The organism is Lutimonas halocynthiae (assembly GCF_030409835.1).
Lineage (GTDB): Bacteria > Bacteroidota > Bacteroidia > Flavobacteriales > Flavobacteriaceae > Lutimonas > Lutimonas halocynthiae.
Genome location: NZ_JAUFQO010000016.1, coordinates 432,135 through 446,635, shown reverse-complemented (window position 1 = coordinate 446,635; position 14,501 = coordinate 432,135). Strand labels below are relative to the sequence as shown.

The following is a 14,501-nucleotide window of genomic DNA, read 5'->3' as shown; positions in this document are numbered from 1 at the left end:
ACTCAAACGGAAGTTTATTTAATCCAGTTACATATCATGATCAGCATTTTAATTTCAATAATCATTTATATCATCAACAGTTTAGCATCATTTCTTTAGAATCGATAAAAACTTCTAAAATAGTAAATGACAAATCTTATAAAACAAAAACATGAAAACAATTATCACAACGCAATACGGATCTCCAAAAGTTTTAAAACTAACAGAAACGGATAAACCAATACCAAATGCAAATGAAATACTCATACAGATAAAAGCATCAAGTGTAACCGCGGCTGATAGCATGATGAGAAAAGGAGAACCATATTATGGGAGGTTATTTATTGGCCTGACCAAACCCAAAAATCCAGTTCCTGGAACAGGGTTTTCAGGAATTGTTGTTTCTGCCGGAAAAGAAGTAAGCGCATTCAGCATTGGAGATGCTGTGTTTGGAGAAATTGTACTCGGACCCGGAACAAACTGCGAATATGTTTGTGTTCCAGAAGATGGAGTGGTACTTAAAAAGCCAGAAAACATTTCTTTTGCTCAAGCCGCACCTGTCTGTGATGGGGCTTTAACTTCAATAAATTTCCTCAAAAGTATTGCGAATATGAAACCGGGCCAGAAAATATTGATCAATGGTGCTTCTGGAAGTTTGGGAAGCGCTGCTGTGCAACTTGCAAAGATTCTTGGGGCTGAAGTGACTGGTGTTTGCAGCACTTCCAACATTGATTTGGTCAAAAATTTTGGCGCTGATCATGTAATCGATTATACTAAAACTAACTTTGCTAGACAAGGCGAGTTGTATGATATCATTTATGATACCGTCGGTACCCTGTCATTTTCAGCATGCAAGAAAGCATTGACATCAGGAGGGCAATTTATATCTCCGGTTCTTGGCCTCCCGTTATTATACCAGATGATAAAAACTGGAATCCTTGGAGGAAAAAAAGCTAAATTTTCAGCCACAGGGTTGAAGCCAATACCTGAACTTAAAATTCTTTTCCTAGAATTAAAGGGCTTTTTAGAAAATGGATCTTTAACAACCTGGATCGATAAAAGTTATGCTCTTGAAGAAATTACTTTAGCGCATCAATATGTTGACAGTGGCCGGAAAAAGGGAAACATTGTATTAATCAATAGCTTATAATAGCTTGTTGCCAACTTCATTCCAGCTACTTACACGCTCATGCCCGTTGTCATGGGCGTTATGCGGGGAATTAAATAAAAGGGTGTTGCCGTCAAATTTATCCAAATTAAGTGTACGATCATCTATGAGCAGGTCACCTTTTAAAATGAATTTATGACCACACATGATTCGGTAATGCCAGCTGATAAAAGGGAAATACTCATCAAGCCAGTCACTTTTTTCACGCAGTGAATTTGGAAACTGCGTGGCAGCACTGGCAATGTAAACTTCATGCTTTTGACAGATTTCCTTTAATACCAAAACACTATCCTTTATGGGTTTGAGTGTTCTGAAGAAACCATCTGTTCGTGCATGCTTACGAATACTGTCTTGGTGCATCTCAGGTACATTTTGCCAAACTTCACCACTTTTAAAATGAGCTAGAGGAAGGTTTTTATTAAACTCTGTGTTATACATTTCTATGTGTTTCCCGTAGGTGTCGGCAATCACATCATCCATATCTACAAAAATAACCATATTTCAAATTTTCTGTAAAATAAGTCAATAATTGAAAACAGGCAATCCTTCAATGAAAATTTTATTGAAGTGATTGTTTCTTCCTGAATTTCTTGAACTTTTCGCAAAGAAGTGAAGCATTTTAATACCTAATAATCACTCTCATAAAATAAATGTCTTATAAATATGTTAAGAAGACCAAAGATGTTCTTCAAATAATGAATATGCCTTATCTTTGCAATTCTTTAAAATTGAGGTTTCAAACAGTGATGAGTACAATGCCTAAACAAAGTGTAAAAAAATCAAGGATCAGATTACTTCACCAGTATTATTCATATACTGGCTTTTATGCTTTTGTAAGGTCAAGTTTAGGGAAGGCTGTTCTGCCTATTGTTGCATTTATCGTATCCTTATGGATCATTCATGCCTTTGTGATAGACTTTGATGATTTATTTACATCAATTACTACAACATATAGCCCTATCGCCATATTGTCGGTATTCTTTGCTTCTGAATCTCTTCTGGGATTAATTCCACCTGAAATTTTTATAGCCTGGGCAGATAAAACACAAATGCCAATTTTCTATTTGTCAATGCTGGCAGCCTTGTCTTATTTAGGAGGTATTATTTCTTATTTCATAGGAAGGGCCATTGCAAAAATGCCTAAAGTTTATGAGTACCTCGAATTAAAAATGTATAAACATGTAAAAATGATTCGCAAATGGGGAGGTTTTTTAATTGTAGTAGGCGCCTTATTACCTATTCCTTTCTCCATGACTAGTATTGCTGCAGGGTTGATACAATATAAGTTCCAACATTATTTGCTTTTCGGACTGCTGCGTTTTGTGCGTTTTTATCTTTATGCTGTCGTCATTTTTAATATCATCTAACTAGATTATTCTATTATTAGAATAGATGTTGAATCCCAACACCTAAAATTTGACATAAAAAAACAGGTACTGTCTTGATGACCAATACCTGCTTACTTTTTTCTATTATATGTGATTAGATTTACTTAAATCCAATTTTCTTAATGCCTTCGTGGCTTATTTTTATCGCTTCAAGAGGTTCCATATCAAAGGTTTTATCTTGCTCCACAAAATAATATTGCATACCCGAGAGCTTTTTGTCTTTGAGAATTCTAGCAAAATCGATCTTCCCATTACCTACAGGTGCAAACCTTCCTTGATCATCCATATCTTTTACATGCCATAATTTAAATCTTCCTGGATACTTATTAAAGTATACTACCGGATCAGCTCCAGCCTTTGTCACCCAGTAAAGATCCATTTGAAAATTTACATATTTTGGATCTAAGTGTTCTAGTAAATAATCGATAACCACCACACCATCTTTATCTTTCATAAATTCAAAGTCGTGGTTGTGGTACAACAATTTTAAACCAGCTTTCTCACATTTCTTACCTAAGGTAGTTAGAATCTCAGCAAGGTTCTCTGCGCCACCTGTCATTCCCATACTCTGGGTTTCCTGGTAATATTTAAACAATCCCATAGGAGGAATTGGCACAACAAAATACTCAAATCCTGCTGCCTTGGCATCTGCGAACATCGTATCTGCATCATCAATATTGATGTCAGATTGGTGCGTACTGACAGGAGTTAAATTCAATTCTGCTAAATAATTTTTAAAGTCCTCAGGAGACATATTGTAATACTTTCCGTCTTTATAACCTGCTGCTTCAATATTTTTATAACCTATTTCGGCTACAGATTTAAGTGTTTCTTTGGCATCAACAGCCATTGCATCTCTTACTGTGTATAGTGCTAGCCCGCCAAATTGATCCTGGGCTACAGCATTAATAGTACTGAAAATGGCTATGCAGAGCGTTACTAATTTTAGTGCATTACTGTTCATTAAATTTTTCATGATCATCGTTTAGTTTTAGAATGTGAAAAATAAGAATAAAAGTCAGTAAATAGTAAAATCTTTAGCTAAAAAACTTGATTCTATGAAAAAACGCTTGTTCACTAAATAATTTTTGCTGGCTTATGGGAATGGGTTAAATTGTGTTGATAATTATATATGCCATGGATTACTTTTTTATCATTTCAATTTTAGTCACCGTTTCAGCTGTTTTTGGCTACATCAATGTTAGGTTCTTAAAGTTGCCTAATACGATTGGCTTGATGTTGATTACTATTCTTTTCACGATGGCTGTATTTGCCTTAAGTTATTTCAATTCAGCTTTATTGGATGCTGAAAAATACATCATTACACATATAGATTTTAAGCAGGTACTCTTAGATATCATGCTGAGTTTCTTGCTTTTTGCAGGAGCTTTGCACACCAATTTTAACCAGTTAAAGGTTCAAAAATGGCCTGTATTTGCCTTTTCTACTTTGGGGGTGTTATTTTCAACATTTCTGGTGGGTTTTTCAATGTATTACCTGCTGCCACTTTTGGGCATGGAAGTCAAACTCGTTTATTGTTTGCTATTTGGTGCATTGATTTCTCCGACAGATCCAATTGCTGTCTTGAGTATATTAAAAAAAGCAGGGGCACCTAAGAAACTGGAAACTAAAATTGTGGGGGAATCTTTGTTTAATGATGGCGTGGGAGTTGTCGTCTTTCTTACGATCTATAATATTGCAAAATTTGGAACGGAAAAAGTTGATACCATTGATGTTATTAAATTGTTCAGTCAAGAGGTTTTTGGAGGTGTTTTTCTGGGTCTGGTTCTTGGGTGGATCACTTTTAAATTAATGAAATCTATCGATGACTATGATATTGAAGTAATTATCACGTTGGCCACTGTGATGGGAGGAACCGTGTTAGCTCATAAGCTTCATTTGTCAGCTCCGTTAGCTATGGTGACCGCTGGGTTAATCGTAGGAAATGATACGGTTAGAAATTCAGCCATGTCAAAAATAACAGAGAATTATGTAGATAAGTTTTGGGAGTTGATCGATATACTGATGAACACCATTTTATTTGTATTGATCGGTATGGAAATGCTGGTGCTTTCATTTGAAATGAATTATTTTATCGCTGGAATCATTGCGATCCCGGTGGTCTTGATTTGCAGGTATTTATCTCTCATTCTTCCTGTAAAATTCTTTGAAAAGAAATTGGATTTTGTTCCAAGAACAAACCTGATCATGACTTGGGGCGGTTTGCGAGGAGGGATTTCAATTGCGCTGGCTTTAGGACTTACCCAAGATATGCATCGAGATTTGTTTTTGGTAATTACATATGTTGTAGTTGTTTTTTCGATTATCGTTCAAGGCTTAACAGTAGGTCATTTGGTCAAGAAGGTTACCAAAAATTTAGATCCTGTTTACCTGGATTAGCAGCTGTTAAAGAAAAGATTTATAAGGCATTATTATAGCGTAATGTAATAGTATAAATTACGTCTATGAATGTAGTTTAATCAATGGAAATATATAATATGAATTTACATATAAAAGATACATTTAATACAGAATTACCGGCCGACCCAATTCTTGAAAATAACAGAAGACAGGTAAAAGAGGCTTGTTTCTCATTCGTGACGCCTAAGAAAACCTCTAAACCAGAAATGATACATGTTTCTCCGGAAATGCTATCAGCCTTAGGCATGTCTGAAGCAGAAGCAAAGAGTGAAGCATTTTTAAACGTATTTACAGGAAATACTGTATTAGCCAATACGAATCCTTATGCCATGTGTTATGGTGGGCATCAGTTTGGAAACTGGGCAGGTCAGTTGGGTGATGGAAGGGCCATTAATTTAGCTGAAGTAGCGCACCAGGGTAAACGATGGGCCATGCAGCTTAAAGGATCTGGGGAAACTCCATACTCTAGAACAGCCGATGGCTTGGCAGTTTTGCGATCATCTGTGCGTGAATATTTATGCAGCGAGGCAATGCATCATTTAGGCGTACCAAGTACAAGAGCCTTGTCATTAGCACTCTCAGGAGACAAGGTGATGCGAGACGTTCTTTACGACGGAAACCCGGCCTATGAGAAGGGAGCTATTGTATCGAGAATTGCGCCTACATTTTTGCGCTTTGGAAATTTTGAGATTTTAGCAGCTCAAGGAGACGTTAAAACCTTAAAAACATTGGTTGATTATACCATTAAACATTTCTTTTCTCACCTTGGGCAACCATCTAAAGAGACTTACTTGGCATTTTTTAATGAAGTGGTAAATCTCAATTTAGATATGGTAGTGCATTGGCAACGTGTTGGATTTGTTCATGGTGTTATGAATACAGATAACACATCTATTTTAGGTCTTACCATAGATTATGGCCCATATGGATGGTTAGAGGGGTTTGATTTTGGATGGACGCCAAATACAACAGACAGAGAATTTAAACGCTACAAATTTGGAACTCAAGCTGAAATTATTCAATGGAACTTATATAAGCTGGCCAATGCCCTTTACCCCCTTATTGAAGAGGCGAGTGGGCTGGAAACTATTTTAGCTGCCTATGGAAAAAAGTATATGATAAAATACAATGATATGATGCGCACTAAACTCGGTTTATTTCAAGAAAACGAGGCAGATGCATTATTGATTAAAGATCTGGAGAAAATCTTACATCTAACAGAAACTGACATGAGTATTTTCTTTAGAAATTTAAGTCAGTTTGGCGCTAAAAAAGTTTCAAATGGACTTGAAATTATTGCGGATGCCTTTTATGTACCTAGTGAAATAACTAAAATTATCGAAAAAGAATGGGAAAAATGGTTTGAAGCCTATGCATCCAGACTGAAATTGGAAACCGTTTCTTATGAAGAGAGAAAACAAAGCATGAATCAGGTTAATCCCAAATACGTGCTTCGAAATTATATGGCTCAATTGGCCATTGATGCTGCTGATAAAGGCGATTATGGAGTGATAGAGGAATTGTTTGATTTGCTAAAAAAACCCTATGAGGAACAACTTGAACATAAAAAATGGTTTGCAAAAAGGCCTGACTGGGCAAGAAACAAAGTTGGTTGTTCGATGCTTTCTTGCAGTTCATGATTTCTTTAGACAGTCTTATAGATAAAATTCCTGAGGGCTATACCCAAGGAATGTTTTGCAATATAAAGTACGGTATCACAAAGCAAACTTTTAATGATGGAAAATCTTTTAAGATTTATGGAAAGGAATTAAAAGGCACTGATTTTATTAGCTTAAACTATTATATGTGTAAAGACAAAACCTACATTAAACCTTGTGAAATGTCTCCAGACAAGGTAATTGGTTTTTTAAAAGAAGTGAAGATTATAGAAGATGGACGCTAGAATTATTAAAATTGGATTTGGAGGTGGTTGCCATTGGTGTACCGAAGCGGTTTTTCAGGCTTTACATGGCGTTATAAAAGTTGAGCAAGGCTGGATTGCTTCGTTTGACGCCCATAGTGCTTTTTCTGAAGCGGTTATCGTTCATTATAAAGAGGATGACATTTCGCTAACTACCTTAATAGAGGTTCATTTGCATACGCATAAAAGCAGCTCTAAGCATTCGATGCGTAAGAAATATCGCTCAGCGGTTTATACCTTTTCAGGATCACAAGAAGAACAAGCTAAATCCATAATTTCATCGTTTCAACCTGAATTTGATCATAAACTGATAACTGAAGTACATCCATTTAAATTATTCAGGCCTTCACCTGAAGCGATACAGAATTATTATAAGAAGAACCCGTCAAAACCGTTTTGCACGAAGTATATTGATCCAAAACTTAGCGTTATTGCAGATCAGTTTCAGGATCAATTGAAGCGTATAAGGCATGTCTAAACCTTAGGTGGATAGTGGCTGAATAACTATAGATTTCTTGCAGTTTTCTTCATAAATCCTTTACATTTGAATGATTAAAATTTCATGTCAAAATCAAACAAATTTTCATTTATTAATCCTGAGAAGTTCCCTTTCTTTTATGGTTACATTGTACTCTTTATTGGGAGTATAGGTGTTCTTGCAAGTATTCCCGGTCAAACGGTTGGCGTATCAGTTTTTACTGACCCCGTTAAAGATGCTTTAGGTTTAAGTAGAAATCAGTTTAGTAATGCCTACATGATTGGCACACTAATAAGTGCTTTTTTTGTGTCTAAAGCAGGCGTGTTATTTGATATCTATGGAGCCAGATATGTTGCCTTCTTTGCAGCATTTTTATTGGGCGTGTCGTTGCTGTTATGTTCTGTTTCAGTGGAAATAAGTGAAGGTATCAAAGCTATTTTAGATTTTGATTCATGGATGGTGCCTTTTGCCTTAATGACTATTCTATTTTTTTTCATCAGGTTTACCGGACAAGGGGTTTTAACCATGGCATCGCGTAATATGATCATGATCTGGTTTGACAAGAACCGAGGAAAGGTGAATTCGATTAGTAGTATTGGTGTAAGCCTGGGTTTTTCTAGCTCACCAATTTTAATCAACAAGCTGATTCAAGACCATGGCTGGGAAGTGAGTTGGCAAATAATGGCCGTTAGTTTGTTTATTTTTAGTTTTTGTATTCTCCAATTGTACCGGAACAGACCTGAAGATTTTAATATGAATCCTGATGGTTACCTCAAGGCTATGAAAAAGGTGGATATTAAAAAAGTCACCCAAGAGTTTACACTTGAAGCCTCAAAAAAAACCAGGGCCTTTTGGATGTTTGGATTAACATTAGCCTTCAATAGTTTTTTTATTACCGGATTTACCTTTCATGTTGTATCCATATTTGGAAGCCAGGATTATTCAAGGTCACAGGCCATAGCCATTTTTGTTCCCATTTCAGTCATTGCGATTTCAGTATCCACGCTGTGCAATATATTAAGTGATCATATTCACCACAAAATTTTCTTATACCTCATGTTATTAAGTGGTGTTTTGGCGTCCTTAGGTTTATTGTTTCTATCCAACACCTGGGGTGTATATCTCTTAATAACGGGCTTAGGTGTTTTTAGCGGACTTTTTGCCGTTGTGAATGCGGTAACCTGGCCTCGCTATTTTGGTAGAAAATACTTAGGCGCTATTACTGGTAAGGTGATGAGTTTTTTAGTCATCGCAAGTGCCATTGCACCTAGTTTATTTAGTTTCTGTTTTACAAAATTTGGTTCTTACAGCTATATCAGTTATGTCACACTGGCATTTCTCGCTTTCTTATTCATTGCCTCTTTGAAGGTCAAAAATCCTCAAAATAAGTAAGCAGCGTTCTTTGTCATTTCTCAATGAACATAGAATCAAATCTGCGTTTTTTTTAAGCGAAAAAGTCATAACTTCTAGCCATCAAATACTGAGAAAATACTTTAATTACTAATTTGAATTAAAACAAGATGATGAAAGCAATAGGATTTAAACAATCGCTACCCATTTCAGACCCAAATAGTTTTATTGAATTTGAAACTGAAAAACCAGTAGCATCAGGTTATGATTTATTGGTTAAAGTTCAGGCAAATTCAGTGAATCCGGTGGATTTTAAAATTAGAGAAAGTGCGGCCAAAGACAGTGTTCTGGATACACCCAAAGTAATTGGCTGGGATGCTGTAGGAATTGTAGAAGCAGTTGGTGATACTTGTTCACTGTTCAGTGTTGGCGATGAAGTGTTTTATGCGGGAGACCTTATGAGAAGTGGGAGCAATGCTGAATACCAATTAATAGATGAAAGGATTGTAGGAAACAAGCCTAAAAACCTAAGCATAGCTGAAGCAGCAGCAATTCCTTTAACCGGTTTGACTGCCTACGAATCTCTTTTTGACCGAATAAAAGTAAATCCTTATACCGATAAAGGCAAATCAATTCTGGTATTGGCAGGAGCAGGAGGTGTTGGCTCAATTGCTATACAATTGGCTAAAAGACTAGGAAACCTAACTGTTATCGCCACAGCATCAAGACCAGATTCAATAGCCTGGTGCAAAGATTTAGGGGCAGATTTTGTAGTCAATCATCATAAGTTAAAAGAAGGCTTGGAAGAAATAGGGCATAGTGAAGTAAATTATATACTCGATTTTGTAGACCTGGAAGGATATTGGGACATTGCAGCTGATATTATAAAACCGCAGGGGCACATTGTTTCAATTACAGGGAGCAGCAAACCATTGAATCTTGATCTTTTGAAAAGTAAAAGCGTATCTTTTTCATGGGAATTTATGTATACGAGATCAATGTATACAACTGATGACATTGAAAGACAACATGAAATACTGAATCATTTATCAGGTTTATTAGATGAAGGAGTTTTGAGAACAACATTAACAACCTCTTTAGCAGGTTTTACTGTTGAAAATTTAAAAAAAGCACATCAAATGCAAGAGTCTGGAAAAACAATCGGTAAAACGGTCATCACATTTTAAAAGTAATAAAATCAACTGAAAATCCTTGTAATTTATGAGGATAATCTCCTTATTAATTCACTATATTTAAGCTTAAATTTAATTAGGATATATGAATAGCAATTATTCAAATGGCCTTATAAAGTGCACAAATCTCAGCCAGCTTTTCAAGTGGTGTTTATGCTTCTCAAAAGCAAAAACTTTTATAGCTTTTCTATTCTTTTTTATTTTTTCGTATTCCATTCAAGGGCAAAAAAAGAATGCTGATTACCGACTTACTATTCGAAAAACCAGTGCTGTTATAACGATTGATGGAGTTGTTGACGAACAGGCTTGGGAAGAAACAGACGTAGCTGATGATTTTTTTATGGTATTACCTGAAGATACCGGTAAAGCGGAACAACAATCAGAAGTTCGTATGTGTTACGATGATAAGCACATTTATTTGGCAGCTATCTTCTATCACAATCCACCAGGCCCGTATTATGTAGAATCATTAAGAAGGGATTTTTCTTTTGGGAAAAATGATAATTTTTTATTGTTCTTAGACCCGTTTAACAACCAAACCACCGGATTTTCTTTTGGTGCCAACGCAGCTGGAGCTCAATGGGACGGCACTATGAATAACGGGAGTAGTGTTGATCTTAACTGGGATAGCAAATGGATATCTAAAGTGAAACAAGACAAGGATAAATGGGTGGTGGAAATGGCGATACCCTTTAAATCTATACGGTATAAAAAAGACGTAAAGGAGTGGGGGATCAACTTCAGCAGACTTGACCTTAAAACTAGTGAAAAATCGAGCTGGACCCCTGTTCCAAGACAATTTTCAACATCCACTCTGGCCTATTCAGGTGTTTTAGTTTGGGATGAAGCACCACCACCTACAGGTGTAAATTTCTCTTTAATTCCTTATGTTTTAGGAAGTGTCAATGCTGATAATATAGATGGTAATAAAACAGATTACGAAACCAAAATAGGAGGTGATGTAAAATTTGCCTTGACTTCATCATTAAACCTCGATTTGACAATTAACCCTGATTTTTCACAAGTTGAAGTAGACCAGCAAATTGTTAATCTTGATCGCTTCGAATTATTTTATCCTGAAAAAAGACAGTTCTTTCTTGAAAATGCTGATTTGTTTGCCAGTTTTGGTTATGCTAATATCAGACCGTTTTTCTCAAGGAGAATTGGATTGGATGTACCCATTCATGCTGGGGTAAGGGTAAGTGGTAATTTGAATGAAAACTGGCGTATGGGCCTCATGGATATGCAGACAGCCAGTGATGAAGAAACAGGTTTGCCAAGTCAGAATTTTGCAGCACTAACGTTTCAGAGAAAAGTGTTCAGTCAATCTAGTATCGGGCTGATGTTTGTAAACAAGGAATCTACATCTTATCCCATGGATACAGAAGAGTACAGAGAATTATACCCTAAGTTCAACCGAAATCTGGGACTGGAATATAACCTGGCCTCCTACAATAATTTATGGACGGGTAAGGCTTTTGTTTTTAAATCATTCTCACCTGATGATGAAGGTAATGGATTTTCACAAGCGGCTAATATTGAATACAAAACACAAAACTGGAACTTTGGCTTTAAGGAAGAATATGTAGCCGATGATTATCGAGCTGAGGTAGGTTTTGTGCCTCGAACGGGCTATTTCAAAGCGAATCCTTTTGTAGGCTATTTGTTTTATCCTGAAAAGAATAACACGCTTTTAAGTCATGGCCCAAAATGGACCAGTATTTTTTACTTCGATGAAGATTTAAAGAATACCGACTATTTAAATTTACTTCAATACTATTTCAATTTCAGAAATCGAAGTTCATTTCGTTTGACCTTTATCGATGAATATGTTGAACTCCTTGAACCTTTCGATCCTACAGGTACTGGTAAACCAGAATTACCGGCTGGTTCAAAACACCATTGGAATGCTTTGAGAATGAATTACAATTCAAAGCCGCAAAGTATGTTTACTTATAGCATCGGAACCAGATTTGGAGGCTATTATCAAGACGGTTCATGGACTAGCATCAATAACGAGTTGGGTTATAGGTTTCAACCCTATGTGAGTCTTAGTTCGGTAATTAGCTATAATAATATTGAGATGCCTGCACCTTGGAATACAACTGACTTTTGGCTAATAGGTGCTAAAGCAGATATTACTTTTACCAATAAACTGTTTTTTGCTACCCTGTTTCAGTATAATGAACAGTCCAAAAATTTTAATCTGAATTCACGTTTTCAATGGAGGTACCAGCCTGCATCTGATCTATTCATAGTATATACTTATAACGATGAACTACCTCCTTATACAGAAACAACTCAATCTTTAACGGTCAAACTTGTCTATTGGTTTAATAAATAAGAAGTGAGGAGCCACTTTTATAGCGTTTTAAGCTAAAATACTCTCATGACCCGAATCCCTTACAAAAAGACAAGAACTTTTTGTTTTATGTGACATTTCTTTCACAAACTCAAACTTGAGATCCTCATCCATACCAAAAATATTGAGATCGGCATTTGGGGCATTTTTCACAACTGTATAGAAATCGCCAACATACACTTCGGTCATGGTTTGCGGCAATCGAGCCAGACTCGTTAAAGTATTTAGGAATTCTTTCGCATTCTCTTCTTCATCCGGATTATTGACCACTGTGATGAGCCTGATACGTGCGCCCCAATTCATTTTCAGTTTATAAGCCACTAGTATCGAAAGATCTAGATTTCCGATATCCCATCCTAAATTCCAGTTACCACGCCTGTCACTTACCCATACATTAATGGTATTACGCTGCCCTAATAAGGCTGTAGGGTGAGATAAATACAACAAAACACCAATTTCTAACCTAATACACTCTTTCATAACCGGCCTGAGTTCGGTTTCATAATTATCGTGGTCCTGCAAATTCAAAAAGACAATATTGGGCCTGAAAAAGGCTCCTTGAAGGGCCTGATTCCCATAATTAATACCCTTGGCAAATTCCTGGGTATGGATGACCGAAGAAGATGAAAACACTTCTTTTTGTCTGAATGCAGCTGAAATGGCTTCTAACTCTGAGGCCAGGGAGCTCGAGGCTGAAAAAGGTTCTATTCCTAATAATTTGATAGAGCCTTTGGGTTTGGCAATATTTCTTAAAAACTCAAAGTTTCCTTTTAAACCACTGATATCTCTTACGGGAACCATCAAATTGGCTTTCCATGCCCTTTGCTGCATATTTTTCATGCCCCATGTATGTTTGGCAGCCCATTCGGCAAAGGAAACAAATAAACCTGATCTAACATCCTCGAAGGGTGTTTCCAGGTTTTGTCTTTGGAGATACCAATACACCATTAAAACGATCATGATAGAGATCAAACTAACGGCAGGATTTATGATAAACATCGCAAATACAGACGAAAACAATCCGAACCATGGTACCCACCTGTGAATCTTAAATACCGGACGATAACTGATCAATCCGAGGTTTTGCTCGATGATCACTACAATATTGATCATGGCATATGTGATGAGAAAAAACAGTGTAACCAAAGGAGCAACAGCATTAATATTTCTTAACAGCAAGGTTGAAAAGATGAGTATACCCGTAACGATCATGGCATTTCTGGGCTGACCATTTTTACTTTGACCCTTTAAAAAATTAGAATAGGGCAGTACCTGATGTTCACCCATGGCAAAAAGAATTCTAGAGGAACCGACAATCGAAGCCAAAGCTGACGAAAAAGTTGCTCCCAGGATTCCGGCAATAACCAGCGGGCCAAAAAAGGCCTTATCAACCATGATATAATAATCATTTAGTAGTTCATTTTCAGTCGCACTTCGTGCAATCCAGAAGGCAAGTACCATATAAATCACAAAACTGACGCCAATGGCCCAAAGGGTTCCACTGGGAATACTCTTTTTTGGAAATTCTAATTCACCAGACATATTGGCCCCGGCCATGATCCCCGTGGCTGCCGGAAAGAATACGGCAAATACAATCCAGAAATTACTGCCACTAAAATCATTTTCTATGGATCCTTTGAAGGATCCCCAACTTAATGCCTCACTTGTAGGAATGGTCATAGAACCATCATAAGCTGCAACGGCAATCGAGATCAAGGATAAGACAATGATAGCCATAATGATAAACTGTGTCTTAATGGCCAGGTTTGCACTGATATAGGCTATGGTATAGAGAATTACAAATACACTAATATCAACCAAAAAGGCATTGTGTTCGGGGAAAATACCTAACCAGCCTTCTCTGAAACCAAAAATATACATGGTAACGGCCAGGCCTTGTGAAATGTATCGCGGAATTCCTAAACTACCACCAACCTCAAGGCCTAAGGCTTGAGATACAATGGCATAGGCACCCCCGGCACCAATCCGTATGTTTGTGGTTATCGCCGACATCGAAAGTGCTGTACATAAAGTGATTAGAAAAGAAATAATAATGATTAACCAGGCTCCGAGAAGGCCGGCATTCCCCACTACCCAGCCCAAACGCAGGTACATGATCACCCCTAATATGGTGAGTAGGGTAGGCGTAAAAACACCTCCAAAGGTTCCGAATTTTTTAATGGTTTTTGGTTCGTTGATCATAAATAGGACCCAATCAGTTTGGATGAGTAATTTACTAAT

General features: G+C 36.8%; 12 protein-coding genes. 9 read left to right on the top strand and 3 right to left on the bottom strand.

Annotated elements, in window-relative coordinates; all coding sequences use genetic code 11:
• Positions 1-151: 151 nt before the first annotated feature.
• Positions 152-1,129: an NAD(P)-dependent alcohol dehydrogenase gene (locus QWY87_RS15050; protein WP_290292734.1), complete on the top strand. Its 978-nt coding sequence runs from the start codon at positions 152-154 to the stop codon at positions 1,127-1,129.
• On the opposite strand, the gene QWY87_RS15045 is transcribed toward QWY87_RS15050, so the two are convergent.
• Positions 1,124-1,645: a 5' nucleotidase, NT5C type gene (locus QWY87_RS15045; RefSeq protein ID WP_290292732.1), complete on the bottom strand. Its 522-nt coding sequence runs from the start codon at positions 1,643-1,645 to the stop codon at positions 1,124-1,126. The two genes, QWY87_RS15050 and QWY87_RS15045, sit on opposite strands and share 6 nt — an antisense overlap.
• Before the next feature lie 248 nt (positions 1,646-1,893).
• On the opposite strand from QWY87_RS15045, the gene QWY87_RS15040 reads away from it, so the two are divergent.
• The gene (locus tag QWY87_RS15040) at positions 1,894-2,514 is read left to right on the top strand and encodes a YqaA family protein (protein ID WP_435389584.1); all 621 of its coding nucleotides are present in this window, start codon (positions 1,894-1,896) and stop codon (positions 2,512-2,514) included.
• A gap of 121 nt (positions 2,515-2,635) precedes the next feature.
• Here QWY87_RS15040 and QWY87_RS15035 read toward each other — a convergent pair whose 3' ends face one another.
• Positions 2,636-3,511 carry a sugar phosphate isomerase/epimerase family protein gene (locus QWY87_RS15035; protein WP_290292730.1) on the bottom strand — a complete coding sequence of 292 codons (876 nt, stop codon included), beginning with the start codon at positions 3,509-3,511 and terminating at the stop codon, positions 2,636-2,638.
• Positions 3,512-3,672: 161 nt separating this feature from the next.
• Here QWY87_RS15035 and QWY87_RS15030 point away from each other — a divergent pair, with 161 nt between their 5' ends.
• From QWY87_RS15030 to QWY87_RS15000, 7 genes are all read left to right on the top strand, one after another.
• Positions 3,673-4,935 carry a cation:proton antiporter gene (locus QWY87_RS15030; protein WP_290292727.1) on the top strand — a complete coding sequence of 421 codons (1,263 nt, stop codon included), beginning with the start codon at positions 3,673-3,675 and terminating at the stop codon, positions 4,933-4,935.
• A gap of 98 nt (positions 4,936-5,033) precedes the next feature.
• Positions 5,034-6,596, top strand: coding sequence for a protein adenylyltransferase SelO (locus QWY87_RS15025; protein ID WP_290292725.1), 1,563 nt, complete (start codon positions 5,034-5,036; stop codon positions 6,594-6,596).
• The gene (locus tag QWY87_RS15020; protein ID WP_290292722.1) at positions 6,593-6,859 is read left to right on the top strand and encodes a peptide methionine sulfoxide reductase; all 267 of its coding nucleotides are present in this window, start codon (positions 6,593-6,595) and stop codon (positions 6,857-6,859) included. Before QWY87_RS15025 ends, QWY87_RS15020 begins: the two co-directional genes overlap by 4 nt.
• Entirely contained in the window at positions 6,849-7,355 is a 507-nt protein-coding gene (locus tag QWY87_RS15015) for a peptide-methionine (S)-S-oxide reductase (protein ID WP_290292720.1), read from the top strand. Before QWY87_RS15020 ends, QWY87_RS15015 begins: the two co-directional genes overlap by 11 nt.
• Positions 7,356-7,439: 84 nt before the next feature.
• Positions 7,440-8,747 carry an MFS transporter gene (locus tag QWY87_RS15010; protein ID WP_290292718.1) on the top strand — a complete coding sequence of 436 codons (1,308 nt, stop codon included), beginning with the start codon at positions 7,440-7,442 and terminating at the stop codon, positions 8,745-8,747.
• A gap of 131 nt (positions 8,748-8,878) precedes the next feature.
• Complete coding sequence (locus tag QWY87_RS15005; protein WP_290293720.1) at positions 8,879-9,892, top strand: zinc-binding alcohol dehydrogenase family protein; 1,014 nt, start codon at positions 8,879-8,881, stop codon at positions 9,890-9,892.
• A gap of 91 nt (positions 9,893-9,983) precedes the next feature.
• The gene (locus QWY87_RS15000; RefSeq protein ID WP_290292716.1) at positions 9,984-12,242 is read left to right on the top strand and encodes a carbohydrate binding family 9 domain-containing protein; all 2,259 of its coding nucleotides are present in this window, start codon (positions 9,984-9,986) and stop codon (positions 12,240-12,242) included.
• Between the two features lie 27 nt (positions 12,243-12,269).
• Here QWY87_RS15000 and QWY87_RS14995 read toward each other — a convergent pair whose 3' ends face one another.
• The gene (locus QWY87_RS14995) at positions 12,270-14,462 is read right to left on the bottom strand and encodes an amino acid permease (RefSeq protein ID WP_290292714.1); all 2,193 of its coding nucleotides are present in this window, start codon (positions 14,460-14,462) and stop codon (positions 12,270-12,272) included.
• Between the last annotated feature and the right edge of the window lie 39 nt (positions 14,463-14,501).

Coding starts and splice junctions, on each gene's coding strand:
- QWY87_RS15050 (WP_290292734.1), top strand. CDS start 152: ATGAAAACAATTATCACAACGCAATACGGATCTCCAAAAGTTTTAAAA.
- QWY87_RS15045 (WP_290292732.1), bottom strand. CDS start 1,645: ATGGTTATTTTTGTAGATATGGATGATGTGATTGCCGACACCTACGGG.
- QWY87_RS15040 (WP_435389584.1), top strand. CDS start 1,894: ATGAGTACAATGCCTAAACAAAGTGTAAAAAAATCAAGGATCAGATTA.
- QWY87_RS15035 (WP_290292730.1), bottom strand. CDS start 3,511: ATGAAAAATTTAATGAACAGTAATGCACTAAAATTAGTAACGCTCTGC.
- QWY87_RS15030 (WP_290292727.1), top strand. CDS start 3,673: ATGGATTACTTTTTTATCATTTCAATTTTAGTCACCGTTTCAGCTGTT.
- QWY87_RS15025 (WP_290292725.1), top strand. CDS start 5,034: ATGAATTTACATATAAAAGATACATTTAATACAGAATTACCGGCCGAC.
- QWY87_RS15020 (WP_290292722.1), top strand. CDS start 6,593: ATGATTTCTTTAGACAGTCTTATAGATAAAATTCCTGAGGGCTATACC.
- QWY87_RS15015 (WP_290292720.1), top strand. CDS start 6,849: ATGGACGCTAGAATTATTAAAATTGGATTTGGAGGTGGTTGCCATTGG.
- QWY87_RS15010 (WP_290292718.1), top strand. CDS start 7,440: ATGTCAAAATCAAACAAATTTTCATTTATTAATCCTGAGAAGTTCCCT.
- QWY87_RS15005 (WP_290293720.1), top strand. CDS start 8,879: ATGAAAGCAATAGGATTTAAACAATCGCTACCCATTTCAGACCCAAAT.
- QWY87_RS15000 (WP_290292716.1), top strand. CDS start 9,984: ATGAATAGCAATTATTCAAATGGCCTTATAAAGTGCACAAATCTCAGC.
- QWY87_RS14995 (WP_290292714.1), bottom strand. CDS start 14,462: ATGATCAACGAACCAAAAACCATTAAAAAATTCGGAACCTTTGGAGGT.